We start from the raw sequence: 19,737 nt of genomic DNA, 5'->3' as shown, positions 1-19,737 counted from the left end.
TTGCAAGCCATCCGGCCTGCAAGCCTTTTTCCTTTCCGCAACATCTGCTGCCATGGTCAACCGCGTCGTCCCCCTTGTCCTGCTCGCCCTGCTCGCCGCCGTGCACGCGCAGCTGTGGCTGGGCCACGGCAGCGTGGCCTATGTGAAGGAACTGCAGCAGCAGATCCACGACCAGAACGTGGCCAATGCCCTGGAAAAAGCCGAGAACGACCGCCTGGCCTCCGAGGTCAACGACCTCAAGGACGGCCTGGCCATGGTCGAGGAAAAGGCCCGCAGCGAACTGGGCATGGTCAAGCCCAACGAGATCTTCGTGCAGATCGTGCGGCGCTGAGGATTGGGATTTCCTGCACCAAGGCCGGCTTCATGCCGGCCTTGTGCTTTTGCAACAAGGCGCCTGCGCCCCTTGCCCGGGCCTGCGCGCAAGCCGAGACAGGTACTTGGACACAGACCGCTTGCCCCCGCCCCCGGTGATTCTTCTGGGATCGCCACCCGCGCTAGCGCTTTCCATGGCCCATGCACTGCGCCAGGCCTGGCGGCACCACGGAGCATCTCCTGCCGACTGGCAATGCCTGGCGGCCGAGCCGGGGCAGTCGCTGCCGGAACATGGAGCCGTCTACCTGCTGGGACTGGATTGGAGAGCCTCCGTCACCGAGCACGAAGGGGTGAGCGATGGCCCTGCCGCACAGCTCCAGCATTGGCGCGACAAATTGCAAAGCCAGTCACGCGACTACGTGGTGCTCTACGGCAATACCGCCCGGCAATGGCAACAGCTGGCCGAGTCGCTCAGGCTCAAGGCTCCGCAAATGGACTGGTCCTGGCTGCCCGCAAGCCCCGCGCAACGCGGCGCCCGCCTTCGCCCCTACGGCTGCGAGCAATGCAGCGACCCGGACTGCGAGCGGCGATTGTTCGACGCGCTGCGCAGCGGGGGAGACTGAAGCCGGGCGTATTTACTGGACGTTCGTCGAGGTCGGCGGCTGCTTGCCGGCCTCGGTGAACAGCTGAGCTGCGTCGATGGGATCGAATTCGTACTGCTTGCCGCAGAAGTCACAGCCCACCTCGATGCTGCCGCGCTCCTCCAGGATGCTCTCCACCTCTTCGGAGCCCAGCGACACCAGCATGGACGCCACACGGTCACGGCTGCAGGTGCACGCAAAGCGCGGATGCTCCTCGTCCTGTTGGGGCACGAAGCGCATCAGCTTCTCTTCCCAGAACAGGCGGCGCAGTATGGTCTCCACATCCAGCGTGAGCAGCTCGTCGCGCGTGAGGCTGGAGGCCAGCGTGGCGATACGGTTGTAGTCCTCGTTCAGCCCGATGGCATCCTGGCCCGACTGCTCGCTTTCGGTGGCAGCGGCCAGGTTGGCCTCACCCTTGACCGGCATGCGCTGGATCAGCAGGCCGGCGGCCACCTGGTCGTCGGCCGCCAGCACCAGCACGGTGTCCAGCTGTTCCGACTGCAGCATGTAGTGCTGCAGCGCGTCGGACACCTTGGTGAAGCGCCGGCCCTGCGCATCCTGCAGCGGCACCACGCCCTGGTAGGGCTGCTGGCCCGGCTGGCGCCCCTTGGGGTCCAGCGTGATGGCGCAGCGGCCGCCGCCGTGCACATTGAGCAGTTGTTCCAGCGTGGCGCCTTCGGGAGGGTCGCCGATCAGGGTGGCGGTGGCGCGCAGGCCGAAATCGGACTGCACCTCGGCCACAGCCAGCTTGACCGGGCCATCGCCCATGACCTGGAAGACCAGGGCACCGTTGAACTTGATATTGGACTGCATGAGCACGCCCGCAGCCGCCATTTCTCCCAGCAGTTCGCTCACGGCAGCGGGGTAGGCACCGGTCTCGCCGTTGCCCGCGCGGCGCTGCAGGATTTCCTGCCAGGCATCGGTGAGGCGAACGATGGAGCCGCGCACGGGCAGGCCTTCGAAGATGAATTTATGCAGTTCAGACACGCTGATGGATTCCGTAAAAAAGTGCCGGGCCTCGCTCAGCCCAGCTTGCGCAGCCCGGTCTTGAACCGGCGCGCATTGTCGACATAGTGTTGGGCGCTGCGGCGCAAGCCCTCGATCTGCTCGGGCGTCAATTGGCGCACGGCCTTGGCCGGGCTGCCGATGATCATCGAGCCATCGGGAAATTCCTTGCCTTCGGTGATGAGTGCTCCGGCGCCGACCAGGCAGTTGCGGCCGATCTTCGCGCCGTTGAGCACCACGGCACCGATGCCTATCAGCGACTCGTCGCCAATGGTGCAGCCATGCAGCATGACCTGGTGGCCCACGGTCACGTGGCGCCCCACGACCAGCGGCTTGCCCAGGTCGGCATGTAGCACGCTCGCGTCCTGGATGTTGCTGCCCTCACCGATGGTGATGCTCTCGCAGTCGCCGCGCAGCACGGCGCCGAACCAGATGCTGGCGTCTTCGGCCAGCTGCACATTGCCCATCACTTCGGCGCTGTCGGCCACCCAGGCCGACGCCGCCACTTCAGGGGCCACTCCATCCAGTTCATAGATCGCCATGGGTCTTTGTCTCCGTCAATTATTGGTGATGGCAGGAAACCTAGAATTGTAGGGATGGAGTTACGTCACCGCGCCCTTGAGGTCTTGTGCCTCACGGACCCCGAAGAAAAGGCCGCCGCCGCGTTGGACATGTATGCGCGGCAGGCGCTTTATTCAATAGCACCGCAGGCACCGGCCCTGCCGGATCCCGCGCCGGACCTGCCGGGCCGCCCGCTGCGGCCCGAGCTGCGCCACCACACCGCCGTTGCAAGGCGTTCGCCGGCGACGCCGGAAGGCCGGGCCGTGCTGATCCACGCCATAGCCCACATCGAGTTCAACGCCATCAATCTGGCGCTGGACGCCGTCTGGCGCTTTGACGGCATGCCGCAGCAGTACTACCTGGACTGGCTGCAGGTGGCCGCCGAGGAGGCCAGGCACTTTCGCCTGCTGCGCGAGCATCTGCGCGCGCACCTGGGCCACGACTACGGCGATTTCCCGGCCCACCAGGGCCTGTGGACCATGTGCGAGAAGACCGCCCATGACGTGGTGGCCCGCATGGCCCTGGTGCCGCGCACGCTGGAGGCGCGCGGCCTGGACGCCACGCCCCAGATCCAGAACAAGCTGCGCAACACGCGCGCGCCCGATGCGCTGGCGGCGGTGGACATCCTCGACATCATCCTGCGCGAGGAAGTGGGCCACGTGGCCATAGGCAATCATTGGTACCGCTGGCTGTGCGAGCGCGAAGGCCTGGAGCCCGAGGCCCACTACCAGGCGCTGACCCTGCGCTACGAGGCGCCGCGCCTGCGCCCGCCCTTCAACGAACGCGCACGCCGCGCCGCAGGCTTCACCGATACTGAACTGGCCTGGTTGCAGCAGGTCTGAAGAAAGCCTGCCTGCGCCGTGCGGACAGGCCCAGGCCGCTCGTGAAGCCACACAATGGTTTACAAACTAGGATGGGTCCGACTCCGCAATCGGACTTGTCCCAGCAGACACTGCCTGTCGGCATATTTATTCAGAACATTCCTACAATCAGATCTGCTGCTTCCCGTGTCCCTTCGACCGAACACTCCATGACCGAATTGCCTGTCCATCTCTTCAACGATGCCCCTGTGGCCAGCCCCGCGTCCACGGATCGGGGAATGATTGCGCGCCAGGCCATCGTCAACGGGGTGCAGCAGATCATCGGCTATGAGCTTTTCAACCGTTCGCGCGCCTACCCGGACCATACGGCGGCCTCGGATGTGTCCCTGGTGTTCACGGCCCTGTCGCATGCGGGCGAAGAAGATCTGGTTGGCACCAAGCTGATGTTCGTCAACTGCACGCATGAAAGCCTGGCCGGCGGGCATCTGGAGCTGCTCAACCCCGACAAGGTGGTGCTGGAGATACCGCCGCTGGGCCTGGCCGCCCAGCAGGAGGTACAGGCCCGCCTGCCCATCCTCAGCAATCTGCGCGCACGCGGTTTCAACCTGGCCTTCAATCACACGGTGCTGGAGTCCGCCTATGCAGCCTGGCTGCCCCTGGCCGACTACATCAAGTTCGACCTGTCCGTGCTGGCCCCTGACCAGTTGGCCGTGCTGGTCAATTTTGCCGGCCGCCACACGCGCGCCGAGCTGATCGCCGAGAAGGTGGAAAGCGCCCAGCAGCATGAGCAGGTGGGCCGCCTGGGCATACAGCTGTTCCAGGGCTTCTGGTTCGCGCGGCCCACGGTGGTGCGCACCAAGCTGCTGTCGCCCTCGCAGCAAAGCATTGTCCAGCTGCTGAATCTGGTGCGCCAGCAGGCCAGCACCGATGCCATCGAGGATGTGCTCAAGAAGGATGCGGGCCTGGCCTTCAACCTGATGCGCCTGATCAATTCCGTGGGCTTCGGCGTGCAGCGCGAGATCACCTCGTTCCGCCAGGCCGTGATGCTCATGGGCCTCAAGAAGCTGTTCCGCTGGGCGGCCATGCTGCTGACCGCATCGCGCAACGGCGGCCCGCCGCCGGCCATCGGCCAGACCGCCGTGATCCGCGGGCGGCTGATGGAGCTGCTGGCCCAGGAATCGCTGAGCGAGGAAGACTCCGACCAGGCCTTTGTCGTCGGCATCTTCTCGCTGCTGGGCAGCATGCTGGACCTGCCGCAGGACGTGGCCATGAGCCTGATCCCCGTGCCCGACGCCGTCTCCGCCGCCGTGCTGCGCCACGAAGGCGTGCTGGGCGAGCTGCTGATCCTGGCCCAGGCCTGCGAAGCCAGCGACGATGCAGCCTTCCACCGCAGCGCAGGCGCGCTGCGCCTGAGCAGCCAGCAGATCAACTGGGCCCATCTGCAGGCCCTGGCCTGGACCGACCAACTGGCAGACAGCTCGCTATAGCTATAAGCTATAGAACGCCATCGAAAGCCATCGCTCATCCATCTTTCTCAGCTTCCAAATGACTACCAACGACAACTCCTCCGCTCCGCCGCCCCCCCTGCCAGCCGGGGTGGAGGACGGGCAGGTGGCCGTCATTGCGCGCCAGGCCATCGTCAACGAGGCGCGCGATGTCTTCGGCTATGAGCTTTTCGACCGCTCCACGGCCCAGCATGCGCACACGGCTGCCTCCGATGCCGCCCTGCTCTTCAACGCGCTGTCGTATGCGGGCGCCGAAGCGCTGGTGGGCAAGAAGACGGTCTTCATCAACTGCACGCATGACAGCCTGGCCGGCGGCCACCTGGAACTGATCCACCCCGACAAGGTGGTGCTGGAGGTGCCCACGCTGGGCGAGAACGCCACGGCTGCCGATATCGAGGAACGCCTGCCCACCTTCCAGGCCCTGCGCCAGCGCGGCTTCCGCCTGGCCTTCAACCAGCACCTGCTGCGCCGCGCCTATGCCAGCTGGCTGCCTGCGGCCGCCTTCATCAAGCTGGACATGCAGACCTTCGCACTGGCCGATGCCGAGACCCTGGTGAAGTTCGCGCGCGCCCATACCAATGCCCAGATCGTGGCCGAAAAGGTCGAGACCTCCGAGCAGTTCGAGCGCATGCGCGACCTGGGCGTGCGGCTGTTCCAGGGCTTTTGGTTCGCCCAGCCGCAACTCGTGCAGGCGCGCACCATCCGCCCCACGCAGGCCACCATCATCCAGCTGATCAATCTAGTGCGCCAGCAGGCCAGCACGGACGAGATCGAAGCCCTGCTCAAGAAGGATCCCACGCTGTCCTTCAACCTGCTGCGCTTCATCAACTCCTCGGGTTTCGGCCTGTCGTGCGAGATCACCTCGTTCCGCCACGCGGTGATGATCCTGGGCCTCAAGAAGCTGTTCCGCTGGGCGGCCCTGCTTTTGACCACTTCGCGCGCGGGCGGCACGCCGCCGGCCGTGGGCCAGACCGCCGTGGTGCGCGGGCGCCTGATGGAGTTGCTGACGGCCGAGCTGCTCTCGCCCGAGGAGTGCGACAACGCCTTCGTGGTCGGCGTGTTCTCGCTGCTGGACGTGATGCTGGGCCAGCCCATGGAAAAGGCGCTGGAGTCCATCGCCCTGCCCCAGCCCGTGATCGATGCGCTGGTGCACAACAAGGGCGTGTTCGCGCCCTTCCTGGAGTTGACGCGTGCCTGCGAAAGCGGCGATGACGAAGGCTTCGCGCGCGCAGCCAATGCACTGCAGCTGTCCAACCACCAGGTCAACTGGGCGCATCTGCAGGCCCTGGCCTGGGCCGACAATCTCACGGCGGACGAGCCCATGGCATAGGCGGGCCCCGCACATCCGGCGCCAAAGACAAAGGGCTTGCGGCCATGACGGCTGCAAGCCCTTTTTGCATGGGCGCCGGTGGCGCCCCTGCGCTCCATCAATTGAGCTTGATGCCGGCTGCGCGAATGATGCGCGCGTTGGACTGGGACTCGGCCTCGATCTGGCGTGCAAAGTCCTCGGCCTTGCCGCCCATGGCCACGTTGTCGGTGGCCTCCAGCTTGGCGCGCATGTCCGGCTGGGCCAGCACCTGGTTGATCTCGGCATTGAGCTTTTGCAGCACGGGCGCAGGCGTTCCAGCGGGCGCGAAGATGCCGAACACCGAGGTCATGTTGGCGCTCTTGTAGCCCAGTTCGGCCAGCGTGGGAACGCCGGGCAGCGACTCCAGGCGCTGGGGTGCGCCCACGGCCAGGGCCTTGAACTTGCCCGCCTTGATGTGCTGCAAAACGGCCGGGCCGGCATTGGTGGACAGCACTTCGAACTGCGCGCTCAGGCCGTCATTGAGCTGCTGCCCGCCGCCCTTGTAGGGAATGTGCGTGATCCGGACCTGCGAGGCATGCATGATCTGCTCGAGCATGATGTGGCCCAGCGAGGCCAGGCCGGCCGTGGCCCAGCGCACTTCGCCGGGCTGCGCCTTGGCCTGGGCCACCAGCGCATTGAAGTCGGCCGCCGTGGAGCGGGCCGTGCCCAGCAGCAGCACGGGCGAGTACATCACGCTGGTCACGGGCACCAGGTCGCGCTGCGGATCGAACAGGGGCTTGCCCAGGTGCGGGCTCAGCGTCAGCGGGCTGATGGAGGAAAAGCCCAGCGTGTAGCCATCGGGTGCGGCCTTGGCCACCAGGTCCAGGCCGATGGCGCCGCCGGCGCCGGCCTTGTTGTCCACCACCACGGGCTGGCCCAGGCGGGCGGCCAGCTTCTCGCCCAGGGCGCGGGCCACCACATCGCTGACGCCGCCGGCCGGGTAGGAAACCACCACGCGGATGGGCCGGCTGGGCCAGGCCGCATCGGCAGCCGACGCAGACATCGGCAGGGCCGCGGCAGCCACCGTCGCCGCCAGCATGGAAGTCACCAGCACATGCCGGCGCAGGAAATCAGTCATCGAGAACTCCGCAGAAACACATCGAACACGGCGGTGATTGTTGTGCAAAGCACATATCCCCGAGGCGGGCTTTGCCACTTCGACGGTTTCAACGCCAGAAATAGGCAATCCGGCGAACCGACCACATCCAATCAACCACGCGGATGGTGCAAAGCGTGCAGGGCCTTGAGCCGCTCGCGCGCCACATGGGTGTAGATGGTGGTGGTAGAAATATCGGCATGGCCCAGCAGCATCTGCACCACGCGCAGGTCAGCGCCATGGTTGAGCAGGTGGGTGGCGAAGGCATGGCGCAGCGTGTGCGGCGACAGCGGTGCCGTGACACCCGCAACCTGCGCGCAGCGCTTGACGATGACCCAGAACATCACGCGGCTCATCGCAGCCCCGCGCTGGGTCACGAAGACCGCATCGCTGCGCTGCCCGCCCAGGATGGCACCGCGCGCCGTGGCCAGGTAGCGCTCCAGCCACCAGTGCGCCTCCTGACCGAAGGGCACCAGTCTTTCCTTTTGCCCCTTGCCGGTCACGCGCAGCACGCCCGAGCGCAGATCGATGCCATGCATCGGCAGATCCACCAGCTCGCTCACGCGCAGGCCGCTGGCGTACATCAGCTCCAGCATGGCGCGGTCACGCAGGCCCAGCGGCGTATCGACATCGGGCGCCTTGAGCAGCGCCTCCACCTGAGCCTGCGTCAGCGTATGCGGCACGCGCGGCGGCTGCCGTGCCGCCAGCATGCGCACCGTGGGATCGGCCGCAATGCGCTGCTCGCGCAGCGCCCAGTGGTAGTAGCGGCGCAGCACCGTCAACCGCCGGTTGGAAGAACTGGCCTTGGTCTGCTCCACCCGCACCGCGAAATAGCCCTGCAGTTCCAGCTCGCCCGCCGCATCCAGCGCCAGCGGCGGCCGCTGGTGCGCCAGCCACCGGCCCCAGGCCATCAGATCGCGGCGATAGGCCGCCAGCGTATTGCGCGACAGCCCGTCCTCCAGCAGCAGCGCATCCATGAACAGGTCCAGCGCATCCAGGCTGGCCGGCAGCGGCGCGGGCCAGGATGCAGGATCGGCAGCAGGTTCGGCTTCGGCAACCGAGGGGGACATGATGGAAGCGGCAGGCACTTGGGACATCCCATCAAGCCTACAACGAAAAAAACCCGAGGTCCGCAAGAAGCCTCGGGTTCTGATCCAACCGCTCTGGGCGGTGCTTACTCCAGCGTGAGTTTTTGCTGGGCAACCACCTTCTTGTAGGTCTCGTACTCTTCCTTGATCTGCTTGGCGAACTCTTCAGGCGAGTTGCCGATGACCAGGGAGCCCGTGTCCTCGATGCGCTTGCGCACGGCCGGGTCCTGCAGCACCTTGCGCACGGCAGCGTTGATCTTGTCCACCACATCCTTGGGCATGTTCTTGGGGCCCAGGATGCCGTAGTAGGCCATGCGGTTCACCGGCTCCAGGCCCACTTCCTTGAAGGTGGGCACATTGGGCAGCACGGCCAGGCGCTGGGGCGCGGCCACCACGATGGGCACCAGGCGGTTGTCCTTGATGAACGGCAGGGCCGAGGGCAGGTTGTCCAGCACCATGGGCACCTGGCCCGCCACCACGTCGTTGAGCGCAGGGCCCGCGCCGCGGTAGGGGATGTGGGTGACGAAGGTGTTGGTCAGGCTCTTGTACAGCTCCATCAGCATGTGCTGGATGCCGCCCGTGCCCGAGGACGCATAGGAGTACTTGCCCTGGGACTTCTTGAGTTCGGCCTCGAAGCTCTTGTAGTCCTTGGCAGGGAACTTGGGGTTCACCGCAATCACGTTGGGCGTGGCCGCCACGTTGATGATGGGCGTGAAGTCCGTCAGCGTGTTGTAGGAGATCTTGGGGTTGATCGCGGGGTTGGTCGCCGTGGTCGAGACCGTGGCGATGCCCAGGCTGTAGCCATCGGGCTGCGAGCGCGCGGTTTCCATGGCGCCGATGACGCCGCCGCCGCCGCCGCGGTTGTCCACCACCACGGGCTGGCCCAGTTCCTTGGTCAGGGGTTCGGCGATCACGCGGGCGATGATGTCGGTCGTGCCACCGGGGGCGAAGGGCACCACCAGCTTGATCGGCTTGGTGGGGTAGGCCTGGGCCAGGGCTCCGGTGCTTGCGAGGACCAGGGTCAGTCCCATCCAGCTGCGACGATTCATACAGGATCTCCTTTTGGGGGTCGTGTTGACGAAGAGGTTTTCATGGACATCCGCAAGGCCGTGCCTGCGGATGGATGGTCTGCGAAATGAAGGCTCGCAAACGCTGCCACGGAACAGCCATGTTGGGGCCTGGAGCCCGCTGCGCGCTTGACGGTCGTCAGGACCTGCGCTTTCGGATCGGCTGTGTGGACCCCAGCGATGCTAAGGCCCGGGGCCCGGTTGTCACAGTTTGTCGCAGCACTGATTTCCCGGTGTTTACCCCTAGCCTCGCGCCATGGTTTCTCGGGAGACGCGGCGACTGCGGGGTTGCGCTTATGCTCAGCCCCCGTGAACTACGCCGTGCTGCTCTTCCCCGATTTTTCGCTCATCGTGCTTGGCTACGTGCTGTGCCGCTTCACACAGCTCAATCGCACGGTCTGGCAGGCGGTGGAGGCGCTGGTGTACTACCTGCTGTTTCCGGTGCTGCTGTTCCACTCCATCGTCAAGAGCCCGGTGGACTGGGGTGCCACCTCCCACTTGCTGGCCGCTGGCGTGTGTGCGGCCCTGGTCGGCATCGGCCTGGCCTACAGCCTGCCCTGGTGGCCGGGCCTGCGCGGCCGCATCGATGTGCGCGAGCATGCCGGCGCCGTGCAGGTGGCGTTTCGCTTCAACTCCTTCATCGGCCTGGCGCTGGCCAGCCGGCTGGCGGGGCCTGAGGGCCTGCTGTTCATCTCGGTGCTGATCGGCGTGAGCGTGCCGCTGTGCAATATCGCGGCCGTCTGGCCCATGGCGCGCGGCAGCAACCAGCATTTCCTGGGGCAACTGGTGCGCAATCCGCTGATCGTGGGCACGCTGTCGGGCCTGGTGTTCAGCGCGCTGGGGCTGAAGCTGCCCGCGCTGCTCGAGCCGTCAGTCTCCCGCATAGGCGCAGCCTCCATCGCGCTGGGCCTGATGTCGGCCGGCGCCGGCATGCAGTTCGGCGCGCTGGCCGCCGGCAAGCTGCTGGCCGTGTGCCTGCTGGCCGTGCGGCATCTGGTGCAGCCGCTGATCGCCTATGCCATGGTGCGGGCATTTGGCCTCAGCGGTGCGCAGGCCCTGATCCTCATGGCCTTCTCGGCCCTGCCCACCGCATCGTCATGCTATGTGCTGGCCGCGCGCATGGGCTACAACGGCTCGTATGTGGCGGGGCTGGTCACGCTGTCCACGCTGCTGGGCGTGCTCAGCCTGCCGTTTGCGCTGAGCCTGCTGCAGTTCTGATGCCGCTGTGCCGCGGCGCCCCTACAGCACGGCACGCATGTCGTCCGTGAAGGCGGCCGTGATGTCGTCCTGGCGTGCGCGCTTCCTGGCCACCATGGTGATGTCCACGTCATAGCTGAAGAGGGATTCGTCCAGCGCGTGCAGCAGGCCGGCAGCCACATAGGGCGCCGCGTAGTGCTCGGGCAGGTAGCCCAGGTGGGCGCCTGACAGGATGAGGATGGCGGCCGCCTCCATGTTGTCCGCCTCCGAGGTGACATGGCGCGGGCGCCCCGTCAGCGGCGCCTGCGGCAGTGGATAGGTGCGCCAGGTCCAGTCGGCTTCGCCAGCCTCCTGCGCGCCGATGCGGCCCGCGCGCGCGGCAAAGGGATGGCTGGCGCTGCAATAGGCCACCTGCCTTTCGCTGAACAGCCGCGTGTATTCCAGCGCCGGGGCGCGGTGCAGGAAATAGCCCACGGCGACCTGCAGCTCATCGCGCAGCAGCATTTCCTCCAGCTCGCGCGGCCCGCGCACCAGCACCGACAGGCGCACGGCCTCGTCGCGCTGGCGAAAGCGCTGTATGGCCCGCCCCATCAACGCGTTGTATTCCGTGGGTGCATTGCCGATCAGGCCGATGGCCAGGCTGCCGACCAGCTGCCGGTGCATGTTGCGCGCCTGCGCGCTGAATCCTTCCAGGCCCTGCAGCGCAGCGCGGGCCAGGTCGACGAAGCGCCGGCCCTTGGCCGTCAGGCGAAAGCCGCCGCGCCCGCGCTCGCACAGGCTGAACCCCAGGCGTGTCTCCAGCGTGGACAGCTGGCTGCTGAGCGTGGACTGCCCCACGCCAAGAATGGCCTGCGCAGCCGATACACCGCCCGCGTCGACGATGGCCAGAAAAACGCGCAGCAGCCGCAGGTCGAGATCTGAAACGGTATGGAGCATGGGGTTTTCACTCAGCAAAGATCGATGTTCATCGATGTTTGTAGATGGAACTTGAAATGGATGCAAGCCCGGCTGCTGTCTAGCATTCACGGCTGTTGCGGCGCGCTTCGGTTCACCGGAGCACGCCGCCAGCGCAGAACAAGAGGGGCGGTCCGTGACATTCACTTGCGTGAATACCGCTGTTTCAGAAGGACCCTGCACACGGGGTCGGAACAAAAGGGGAGAGAGACCATGGTGCTTGATATCTCGGTGGTAGTGATCTACGCGGCAGCCATGCTGCTGCTGGGCTGGTACGGCATGCGCCGCGCGAAGACGCAGGAGGATTTTCTCGTGGCGGGCCGCAACCTCGGGCCGGGCCTGTACATGGGCACCATGGCTGCCACGGTGATCGGCGGGGCCAGCACGGTGGGCACGGTACGCCTGGGCTACGTGTACGGCATCTCGGGCTTGTGGCTGTGCGCGGCTCTGGGTGCGGGCCTGCTGGTGCTGAACCTGTTCCTGGCCAAGCCCCTGCTCAGGCTGCGCATCTGCACCGTGACCCAGGTGCTGGAGCGGCGCTACAGCGCCCGCACCCAACAGGCCAGCGCACTGGTGATGCTGGCCTATGCGCTGATGCTGGCGGCCACGTCGGTGATCGCCATCGGCACCGTGATGCAGGTGCTGTTCGACCTGCCTCTGTGGATCTCCATCCTGGTGGGCGGTGGCGTCGTGGTCATCTACTCGGCCGTGGGCGGCATGTGGTCGCTGACGCTGACGGACATCGTGCAGTTCGTGATCAAGACCGCGGGCCTGATGCTGATCCTGCTGCCCATCTGCCTGTACCGCGTGGGCGGCTGGGACCAGCTGGTTGCACGGCTGCCTGCGTCCAGCTTCGATGTCACATACATCGGCTGGGACACCATCGCCACCTACTTCGTGATCTATTTCTTCGGAATCATGATCGGCCAGGACGTGTGGCAGCGCGTGTTCACGGCCCGCAGCGAACGCGTGGCCGCCGTGGCGGGCAGCCTCGCCGGCCTGTACTGCGTGGTCTACGGGCTGGTCGGCGCCCTGGTGGGCATGGCGGCGCGGGTGCTGCTGCCGGAACTGGACAATCCCAACAACGCCTTTGCCGCCATCGTGCAGGCCAGCCTGCCGGACGGCGTCCGCGGCCTGGTGATCGCTGCCGCGCTGGCCGCCATGATGTCCACCGCCAGCGCGGCCATGCTGGCGGGCTCCACCGTGCTGGCCGAAGACCTCGTGCCCCTGCTGCGGCAAGGCAAGCCTCTGGCCGATGTGCGCTGGCACCGGCTGCTGACGCTGCTGGTGGGGCTGGCCGTGCTCGGCATCGCCCTGGTGGTGGACGACGTGCTAAACGCCCTGACCACCGCCTACAACCTGCTCGTGGGCGGCATGCTGGTGCCGCTGATCGGCGCCATCTACTGGCGCCGGGCCACCACGGCGGGCGCCATCGCCAGCATGCTGCTGGGCTGCGCCACGGCAGTGGTCTTCATGGTCCGCGACGGATTGGCCGCCAACACGCCGATCTACGCCAGCCTGGCCATGAGCACGGCCAGTTTCATCCTCATCAGCCTGGCGCAGCGCTCGCAGCAGCGCTCCCTGTCGGGCATCCAATCCTGAACCAAGGGACACCCATGACCCTCTTTACTGCAGACAGGCTGGCGGCGCTGCGTGCGCGCTTCGGCGGAGACAACGAGTCCGTCATCCACGATCCGCATTTCCGCACCGTGGCCGCCCACATCATCGACGCCAGCGGCACGCGCAGCGCACCCTACGCAGGCATTCCCACGCTGCTGGATGCCCCCATGCACCCCATGGACTGGAGCCGCCCGGACTTCGGCGAACTGCAGGCCGCGCTGATCGGCGTGCCCATGGACCTGGGCATCAGCAACCGCAGCGGCTGCCGCTTCGGGCCCAGGGCGCTGCGTGCGATAGAGCGCGTGGGCCCCTACAACCATGTACTCAGATCCGCGCCCACGCGCGAGCTGCGCGTGGCGGACATCGGCGACGTGCCGCTGTCCAGCCGCTACAGCCTGGAGCAGTCGCACCGCGACATAGAGTCGGCCTTCGCGAAGATCCATGCGGCCGGCGTGATTCCGCTGTCTGCGGGCGGAGACCACTCCATCACCCTGCCCATACTGCGCGCGCTGGGCCGCGACCGGCCACTGGCCCTGGTCCACTTCGATGCCCACTGCGATACTGGCGGCCCCTTCGACGGCAGCCGCTTCCACCACGGCGGCCCCTTTCGCCAGGCCGTGCTGGATGGCGTGCTCGACCCCACGCGGACCATACAGATCGGCATACGCGGTGCGGCCGAATATCTCTGGGAGTTCTCCTATGAGTCGGGCATGACGGTGATCCACGCAGAGGACCTTCCCGCGCTGGGCGTGGACGGCGTCATTGCCCGCGCACGCGAGGTGGTGGGCGATGCGCCCGTCTACGTCTCCTTCGACGTCGACTGCCTGGACCCGGCCTTTGCGCCCGGCACGGGCACGCCCGAGGTGGGAGGCCTGACGGTGCGCGAAGCCCAGGCCATGGTGCGCGGCCTGGCCGGCATCCACATCGTGGGCGGTGACGTGGTCGAGGTCTCGCCCGCCTACGACGCCACCACCAACACCGCCCATGCGGGAGCGCAGATGCTGTTCGAAATCCTCAGCCTGATCTGCGCACGCCACGCCGACCGAGGCGCCGCAAGCCCTGTCTAGGTGCCCGCCCCGTCCCCGTGCCAGGTGGACGGCCCCATGCCCTCCGCCCCCGGCTCACGCAGCAGCTCCAGCGGCGTGCTGCCGTAGCGTGCCCTGAAGCGCCGGGAAAAATGCGCGAGCGAGTTGAAGCCGCAGCGCTGCGAGATTTCCGTGACGCCCAGCGTTCCCGGCTTCGCTGCGCGCAGCAGCGCATGGGCGCGCTCCAGTCGATAGTCCATGAGTTCGGCGCTGAGGCTGGTGCCTTCGCGCGACAGCCGCGATTGCAGCGAGCGCACGGAAAGTCCCAGCCTCGATGCCACGCGCTCCGGCCCCAGCGCCGGGTCCGGATATTGGCGGGCGATCAATTGGCGCACCCGGCACAACAGCACGTGCATGGGCGCGTCAGGCCGGGCTGCAGCCCTTTCGGCCCCGGCCTGCAGCACGGTCTTCAAGGTGTTGATGACCAGATCGGACAGCTGCGCGGACTCGCCCTCGGGCAGGGGCGCCTGCCATGCATGGATCAGTTGCATCTGCTGGACGAGCAGCTGCAACGACGCGCAGTCAGGCAGGCTGCGTGCCAGCAGTTGCGAAGCCATGCCTGCGCACGAATCGATCAGCGCCAGCGGCACGGCCAGCACGAGCAGGTCCACGGCTTCGTCCTGCCAGATGCGGTAGCCGCACCGCTCGTCCAACAGGAACAGTTGGCCGGGCTGCGCATGCGACTCGCCGCCCGCAACCGCCGCGCCCGGCCCATCGAGCGCAGACACCCGGGCGCGGCCCTTGAGGTAGAGCAGGCACAGCAGGCTGGCCGGGCTCGCGCGCTGGCAACCCGCCTGCAGGCGCTGCATGCCGTGTCCCGCCGCCATCTGGATGCGGTTGAACACCACCGCGCCCACGCCACGCGATGTGAGCACGGCCTCGAAGCGCTCGGGCCGCGCCACCAGGGGCGTGTGCGGCATCTGCGCCTCACGGCTGGCATCGCTCCAGAATTGCGCTCGCCCCAGGGGAGCGACATGCATCGTGGACCACCGGTTGTATGTCATACATTCCTCGCCCGGCGCGCAGCGCGCGGCCTGTTTTTGTGAGGGGCTGTGCGGGGAAGTCGATCGCGCCCCGGGGACTCGGGCAGACGGACCGACGACAGGGCCACGCGGCAGCATGAACCCTGGATTTTCGGGATTCCGGCGCCATCAGGCCATTGGACCATTCTGAAAATCGGCAGTTGACCGGGATGAATTCCTAGGCCGTTGCGCCGACGCGACCCGGATCACCGCGCGATGGCTGGCAGCCGCTCGCTCCACAGCGTGGACTGGTTGCGGCCATTGCGCTTGGAGTAGTACAGCGCCGCATCGGCCCGCTCCAGGCAGCCCTGGGCCGATGCATCGCTACGCTGCAGCTCGTACACGCCCAGGCTGATGGTGATGTGCAGGTCTCCGGCCTTGCCCGCATCGATGGCCTGCCCGGCAATGGCTTCGCGCAGGCTTTCGGCGCGCCGCAGGCCCACCTCCGCATTGGTGTCGGACAGCAGCACGGCGAACTCCTCGCCGCCCAGCCGTCCCACCATGTCTTCCCTGCGCATCTCCTGCGCCACCGAGGCCAGCAGTTCCTTGAGCACGATGTCGCCCACCGCGTGGCCGTAGCCGTCGTTCACCTGCTTGAAGTGGTCTATGTCCAGCATGATCAGCGTGGAATGCGCGACCAGGCCGCTGCGCAGATGGTCCAGCTCCATCGCCAGCCGCTCCAGGAAGGCGCGGCGGTTGGGAATGCCCGTCAGCGCATCGGTCAGCGCCAGCGTTTCCAGCTGGGATTCGCGCTGCTGCCTCTCCGTCGCATCGTGGAAGACCCAGCAATGGCCGATGGAGCGGTCGCCGTCGCGCAGCTGCATGCCCTCGATCTCCACATAGTGGCCATCGGGCAGCGCATGCAGGGAGCGGCCGGCCACGGGCCCTGCGCTGAGCACGTCCGCCACCGACGCCGGCAGCAGCTGGATCAGCGCCGGCATGCCCAGCCCCACAAGGGCGGCAGGCGCCATGTCCAGTTGCAGGGCAGCGGCCAGCATGCGGTTGGCCGCCAGCACCTGGCGGCCCTGCGCGTCGGTGACCAGGATGCCTGCGGGAAAGCGGTCGATGATGGCCTCCAGCCGGTGCTGGGTCTCGGCCAGCGCGGTCTCGGCGCGCCGGCGCGCATCGGTGTCGATCATGGTCCAGATGACGCGGCCATCGTCCTCGTCGGGGTCCAGCAGCGAGCCCTGCATGTCGAACCAGTGGTCCGAGCCCGACGGCATGCGCAGGATCCATTCCGTGCGCACCGTGCCGCGTGCGTTGAGCTGCCCGTACAGCTGGCCGAAGCGTTCGAAACTCTCGTCGCTGACATGCAGCGAGCGCAGGTTCACGCCACCGGGCAGCCGCTCCGTCTCGATCTGGAAGGTCTGCGCCGCGCGCTCGTTGGCATAGAGGATTTCGCGCTGGGGACCGGCCATCACGATGAGGGCGCTGCCCCGGTCCAGCAAGGCCTTGATCAGGCGGGACTGCTCCACGCGCTACTGTATGTCGGTGTGCGTGCCCAGCATGCGCACGGGCTTGCCGTCGGCATCGCGCTGGGTGATCTCGCCGCGCGACTCCACCCACAGCCAGCTGTCGGCCGAGCCGCGCAGCCGCATCTCCACACGGAAGTCGGCACCGGCCTCGGCATGGCGCTGCAGCCGCGCCAGCACGCGCGCCCTGTCCGAGGGATGGACCATCGCGCAGAAGGCGTCGTAGTTCATGGGGAACTGGCCTGGCTCGAAGCCCAGCATCTGGTAGCAGCGCGCATCCCACTCCACATGGCCGCTGCGGCAGTCCCACTCCCACAGGCCGTCACGCACGGCGCCCACCGTCAGGCGCAGGCGCTCCTCGCTGTGGCGTATGGATTCCTGTATGGCCTGGTCCTGCGTGACGTCGTGCACATAGCCATGCCACAGCAGCGAGCCGTCTTCCTCCTGCTGCGGCCGGGCGTGGCCGTGCAGCCAGCGCAGCTCGCCTCCAGGCCCGTAGACGCGGTATTTGTGCTCCCAGACATCCTTGCGCCCCACGCTGTCCTGCACCGAGGTCGCCAGGGCGGGCAGATCCTCGGGGTGCACGCGCTTGAGCAGTTCATGGTCGGCGAACCGGACGGCGTCGGCCCTTGCGCCATGCAGCTCGAAGAACCCCGGGCTGGTGAAGGGAAACTGGAACTGGCCATCCGCGCCGATGCGGAACTGGAACAGCCCCCCGGGCACCTCCTGCGCCAGCCGCGCGAAGCGCCGCTCGCCCTGCAGCCGCATGCGCTCGCTGAGCTGGCGCTGGCGCGCCAGCCACAACGTCAGCAGTACGGCCAGCAGCAGCACCGCCGTGCCTATGCCATTGCGCAGCAGGCCGCGCTCCAGCGATTCCTCCAGCGATTCGAAGATGGCCTTCTTGTCCAGCCCTGCGCTGACGATCAGCGGATAGCCCTCCACCCTGCTCCAGGCATACATGCGCAGCACGCCATCGACCGAGGACTCGGCCTCGTAGGTGCCGCGCTCCATGGCCGGCGCGAACTGTGACACGCGCACATCGGAGACCGAACGCCCCATCACCTCGTCCTGTCCCTGAGAGCGCGCCAGATAGACACCGTCGGTGCGCAGCAGCAAGATCACGTCCTTGGCGCCATCGAAGATGGACTGGAAATACCCCGAGATGTAGTCGGGCGACAGCGACAGCACCAGCACGCCCGAGAAGCGCCCCTGGCGGTACAGCGCGCGGCTCAGCTGTATGGTCCATTTATGGGAGACGCGCCCCTGCACGGGCCGGCCGATGAACATCCCCATGGTCTCGCGGTTGGCATGGACCTGGAAATGCTCCCGGTCGCGGATCGAGACCTTGGCGGCCCGGGTCTGCGCATCCTGCTGCAGATTGGAGTAGACGATGTCCCCGCTCTCGTCGGCCACGGCGATCTGCAGGAAGGTGCCGGCCGGATAGGCATCGAAGGTGGTCTGCACGGCATGCTGAAAGACGTCGGCCTCGCCATCGGCAAAGTCGGACTCCAGGCCGCGCATGGTGTAGTCCAGGCCGGACAGCAGGGTCTGCACCTGCACCGAAACCGCATGCGACATCTGCCCCACGCGCAGCCAGGACTGGGCTTCGGTGAAGTTTCGCTGCGTGCGATGGCTGTCCACCAGCACCGTCCAGTACGCCACCGTGGCCAGCAGCACGCAGCACAGGCCTACCCAGACGGCCACGGCGGTCTGGGTGAGAGGTTCGGCGTTCAGCAGACGGAAAGGCTTTGCGCGCATATCGAACACCATGTTGAGTCACACAGACCCCGCGCCCTCAGGGGCGGTGGCCCGCAACAGGCCGCCGGGGAGCCCTCAGACTGAGCGCAACAATTGTTTCACACACCAGCGCCCCGGCTTATCAGCTCAATCCGATCTTTGCGACAGTGCCCAGGCCACATGCTCGCGCACCATGGCGTCGGGATGTTCGGCGCGGCTGGCCAGCGCCTGGCGCAGTGCCGTATCGCCGGTTTCACGCCAGGCGTTTCCCAGCGCCACGGCCACGTTGCGCAGCCAGCGCGCATGGCCTATGCGCCGGATGGGACTGCCTTCGGTCAGGCGCAGGAAGGTCGCCTCGTCCCAGGCGAAGAAGTGCACCAGCTGCCCGCCAGCCAGGATCTCGCGCGCATCGAAATCAGGCAGGCGGCTGGGCTGGGCAAACTTGTTCCAGGGGCAGGCCAGCTGGCAGTCGTCGCAGCCATAGATGCGATTGGCCATCAGCGGCCGCAACTCCTCGGGAATGGCGCCCGCATGCTCGATGGTCAGGTAGGAGATGCAGCGCCGCGCATCCACCCGGTGCGGCGCCACGATGGCGCCCGTGGGGCAGGCCGTGATGCAGGCTGCGCAGCTGCCGCAGTGCGCGGTCACCGGCGCCGTGGGCTCCAGCGCCAGATCCACATAGATCTCGCCCAGGAAGAACATGGAGCCTGCCTCGCGGTTGAGCACCAGCGTGTGCTTGCCACGCCAGCCCTGGCCGCTGCGCCGGGCCAGCTCGGCCTCCAGCACGGGAGCGGAATCGGTGAAGGCGCGGTGGCCGAAGGGGCCGACCTCCTGGGCGATGCGCTCTGCCAGCTTCTGCAGCCGGTTGCGCAGCACCTTGTGGTAGTCGCGGCCCCGGGCATAGACGGAGACGATGCCCTCGGCAGGCCGCTGCAGCCTCTCCCACTCCATGGCCTGCCAGGCGCCGGGCGCGTCGGCGGGCGTGTCGCGCGGCAGGTAGTCCATGCGGGCCGTGATCACGCTCACGGTGCCTGGCACCAGCTCGGCAGGCCGCGCGCGGCGCAGTCCGTGGGCCTGCATATAGTCCATCTCGCCATGGAACCCCTGGGCCAGCCACTGCATCAAACCCGGCTCCGCAGACGACAAATCCACGCCAGCCACGCCAATTTGGGAAAATCCCAGTTCGCGGGCCCAGCCTTGCATCAA

General features: G+C 67.1%; 18 protein-coding genes. 8 read left to right on the top strand and 10 right to left on the bottom strand.

Going from position 1 to position 19,737, the window contains the following annotated elements:
* Positions 1-52: 52 nt before the first annotated feature.
* Both ftsB and U6958_RS09815 read left to right on the top strand, forming a co-directional pair.
* On the top strand, positions 53-331 hold the full coding sequence (gene ftsB / locus U6958_RS09820) for a cell division protein FtsB (RefSeq protein WP_012206908.1): 279 nt from the start codon (positions 53-55) through the stop codon (positions 329-331).
* Positions 332-506: 175 nt separating this feature from the next.
* The gene (locus U6958_RS09815) at positions 507-935 is read left to right on the top strand and encodes a hypothetical protein (protein WP_074921002.1); all 429 of its coding nucleotides are present in this window, start codon (positions 507-509) and stop codon (positions 933-935) included.
* Between the two features lie 12 nt (positions 936-947).
* Here the strand turns inward: U6958_RS09815 and U6958_RS09810 are convergent, their stop codons facing one another.
* Positions 948-1,940: an Hsp33 family molecular chaperone HslO gene (locus U6958_RS09810; RefSeq protein WP_017404370.1), complete on the bottom strand. Its 993-nt coding sequence runs from the start codon at positions 1,938-1,940 to the stop codon at positions 948-950.
* 35 nt (positions 1,941-1,975) lie between these two features.
* The gene (locus U6958_RS09805) at positions 1,976-2,500 is read right to left on the bottom strand and encodes a gamma carbonic anhydrase family protein (RefSeq protein ID WP_016451248.1); all 525 of its coding nucleotides are present in this window, start codon (positions 2,498-2,500) and stop codon (positions 1,976-1,978) included.
* A gap of 54 nt (positions 2,501-2,554) precedes the next feature.
* On the opposite strand from U6958_RS09805, the gene U6958_RS09800 reads away from it, so the two are divergent.
* From U6958_RS09800 to U6958_RS09790, 3 genes are all read left to right on the top strand, one after another.
* Positions 2,555-3,361 (top strand): ferritin-like domain-containing protein, encoded by an 807-nt coding sequence (locus U6958_RS09800; RefSeq protein ID WP_016451247.1) that lies wholly within the window; start codon positions 2,555-2,557, stop codon positions 3,359-3,361.
* 188 nt (positions 3,362-3,549) lie between these two features.
* Positions 3,550-4,827 (top strand): EAL and HDOD domain-containing protein, encoded by a 1,278-nt coding sequence (locus tag U6958_RS09795; RefSeq protein WP_016451246.1) that lies wholly within the window; start codon positions 3,550-3,552, stop codon positions 4,825-4,827.
* 58 nt (positions 4,828-4,885) lie between these two features.
* Positions 4,886-6,175 (top strand): EAL and HDOD domain-containing protein, encoded by a 1,290-nt coding sequence (locus U6958_RS09790; RefSeq protein ID WP_016447651.1) that lies wholly within the window; start codon positions 4,886-4,888, stop codon positions 6,173-6,175.
* Positions 6,176-6,272: 97 nt separating this feature from the next.
* Here the strand turns inward: U6958_RS09790 and U6958_RS09785 are convergent, their stop codons facing one another.
* The 3 genes from U6958_RS09785 to U6958_RS09775 form a co-directional block, all read right to left on the bottom strand.
* On the bottom strand, positions 6,273-7,271 hold the full coding sequence (locus U6958_RS09785; protein WP_016447652.1) for a tripartite tricarboxylate transporter substrate binding protein: 999 nt from the start codon (positions 7,269-7,271) through the stop codon (positions 6,273-6,275).
* Positions 7,272-7,402: 131 nt separating this feature from the next.
* On the bottom strand, positions 7,403-8,359 hold the full coding sequence (xerD, locus tag U6958_RS09780; protein ID WP_074921122.1) for a site-specific tyrosine recombinase XerD: 957 nt from the start codon (positions 8,357-8,359) through the stop codon (positions 7,403-7,405).
* 104 nt (positions 8,360-8,463) lie between these two features.
* A complete protein-coding gene (locus U6958_RS09775) occupies positions 8,464-9,426 on the bottom strand; it encodes a tripartite tricarboxylate transporter substrate binding protein BugE (RefSeq protein ID WP_016447654.1) in 963 nt (320 codons plus the stop codon).
* A 327-nt stretch (positions 9,427-9,753) separates the two neighbouring features.
* Between U6958_RS09775 and U6958_RS09770 the strand changes: the two genes are divergently transcribed.
* Entirely contained in the window at positions 9,754-10,662 is a 909-nt protein-coding gene (locus tag U6958_RS09770; protein WP_047219406.1) for an AEC family transporter, read from the top strand.
* Between the two features lie 21 nt (positions 10,663-10,683).
* On the opposite strand, the gene U6958_RS09765 is transcribed toward U6958_RS09770, so the two are convergent.
* Positions 10,684-11,577: a LysR family transcriptional regulator gene (locus U6958_RS09765; protein WP_016447656.1), complete on the bottom strand. Its 894-nt coding sequence runs from the start codon at positions 11,575-11,577 to the stop codon at positions 10,684-10,686.
* A gap of 231 nt (positions 11,578-11,808) precedes the next feature.
* On the opposite strand from U6958_RS09765, the gene U6958_RS09760 reads away from it, so the two are divergent.
* The gene (locus U6958_RS09760) at positions 11,809-13,197 is read left to right on the top strand and encodes a sodium:solute symporter (RefSeq protein ID WP_016447657.1); all 1,389 of its coding nucleotides are present in this window, start codon (positions 11,809-11,811) and stop codon (positions 13,195-13,197) included.
* Between the two features lie 14 nt (positions 13,198-13,211).
* On the top strand, positions 13,212-14,282 hold the full coding sequence (gene speB / locus U6958_RS09755) for an agmatinase (protein WP_016451242.1): 1,071 nt from the start codon (positions 13,212-13,214) through the stop codon (positions 14,280-14,282).
* Here speB and U6958_RS09750 read toward each other — a convergent pair.
* The 4 genes from U6958_RS09750 to queG form a co-directional block, all read right to left on the bottom strand.
* Positions 14,279-15,304, bottom strand: a complete 1,026-nt coding sequence (locus U6958_RS09750) for a helix-turn-helix transcriptional regulator (protein ID WP_197065202.1) — start codon at positions 15,302-15,304, stop codon at positions 14,279-14,281. The two genes, speB and U6958_RS09750, sit on opposite strands and share 4 nt — an antisense overlap.
* A gap of 224 nt (positions 15,305-15,528) precedes the next feature.
* Complete coding sequence (locus U6958_RS09745) at positions 15,529-16,797, bottom strand: sensor domain-containing diguanylate cyclase (protein WP_244160445.1); 1,269 nt, start codon at positions 16,795-16,797, stop codon at positions 15,529-15,531.
* Positions 16,798-16,800: 3 nt separating this feature from the next.
* On the bottom strand, positions 16,801-18,552 hold the full coding sequence (locus U6958_RS09740) for a PAS domain-containing protein (RefSeq protein ID WP_244160446.1): 1,752 nt from the start codon (positions 18,550-18,552) through the stop codon (positions 16,801-16,803).
* A 126-nt stretch (positions 18,553-18,678) separates the two neighbouring features.
* A complete protein-coding gene (gene queG / locus U6958_RS09735; RefSeq protein WP_034399415.1) occupies positions 18,679-19,734 on the bottom strand; it encodes a tRNA epoxyqueuosine(34) reductase QueG in 1,056 nt (351 codons plus the stop codon).
* Positions 19,735-19,737 lie beyond the last annotated feature (3 nt).

Origin of the sequence: Delftia lacustris (assembly GCF_040267515.1) — a bacterium.
Taxonomy (GTDB): domain Bacteria; phylum Pseudomonadota; class Gammaproteobacteria; order Burkholderiales; family Burkholderiaceae_C; genus Comamonas; species Comamonas tsuruhatensis.
Note: the sequence above shows the minus strand (reverse complement) of the source record. Positions and strands in the feature narration are given on the sequence as shown.

Excerpts from the sequence above, each read along its gene's own strand:
- U6958_RS09795 (WP_016451246.1), top strand. The coding sequence starts at position 3,550 with ATGACCGAATTGCCTGTCCATCTCTTCAACGATGCCCCTGTGGCCAGC.
- xerD (WP_074921122.1), bottom strand. The coding sequence starts at position 8,359 with ATGTCCCCCTCGGTTGCCGAAGCCGAACCTGCTGCCGATCCTGCATCC.
- U6958_RS09765 (WP_016447656.1), bottom strand. The coding sequence starts at position 11,577 with ATGCTCCATACCGTTTCAGATCTCGACCTGCGGCTGCTGCGCGTTTTT.
- U6958_RS09790 (WP_016447651.1), top strand. The coding sequence starts at position 4,886 with ATGACTACCAACGACAACTCCTCCGCTCCGCCGCCCCCCCTGCCAGCC.
- U6958_RS09815 (WP_074921002.1), top strand. The coding sequence starts at position 507 with ATGGCCCATGCACTGCGCCAGGCCTGGCGGCACCACGGAGCATCTCCT.
- queG (WP_034399415.1), bottom strand. The coding sequence starts at position 19,734 with ATGCAAGGCTGGGCCCGCGAACTGGGATTTTCCCAAATTGGCGTGGCT.
- speB (WP_016451242.1), top strand. The coding sequence starts at position 13,212 with ATGACCCTCTTTACTGCAGACAGGCTGGCGGCGCTGCGTGCGCGCTTC.
- U6958_RS09805 (WP_016451248.1), bottom strand. The coding sequence starts at position 2,500 with ATGGCGATCTATGAACTGGATGGAGTGGCCCCTGAAGTGGCGGCGTCG.
- ftsB (WP_012206908.1), top strand. The coding sequence starts at position 53 with ATGGTCAACCGCGTCGTCCCCCTTGTCCTGCTCGCCCTGCTCGCCGCC.
- U6958_RS09785 (WP_016447652.1), bottom strand. The coding sequence starts at position 7,271 with ATGACTGATTTCCTGCGCCGGCATGTGCTGGTGACTTCCATGCTGGCG.
- U6958_RS09775 (WP_016447654.1), bottom strand. The coding sequence starts at position 9,426 with ATGAATCGTCGCAGCTGGATGGGACTGACCCTGGTCCTCGCAAGCACC.
- U6958_RS09760 (WP_016447657.1), top strand. The coding sequence starts at position 11,809 with ATGGTGCTTGATATCTCGGTGGTAGTGATCTACGCGGCAGCCATGCTG.
- U6958_RS09800 (WP_016451247.1), top strand. The coding sequence starts at position 2,555 with ATGGAGTTACGTCACCGCGCCCTTGAGGTCTTGTGCCTCACGGACCCC.
- U6958_RS09750 (WP_197065202.1), bottom strand. The coding sequence starts at position 15,304 with ATGACATACAACCGGTGGTCCACGATGCATGTCGCTCCCCTGGGGCGA.
- U6958_RS09740 (WP_244160446.1), bottom strand. The coding sequence starts at position 18,552 with ATGCGCGCAAAGCCTTTCCGTCTGCTGAACGCCGAACCTCTCACCCAG.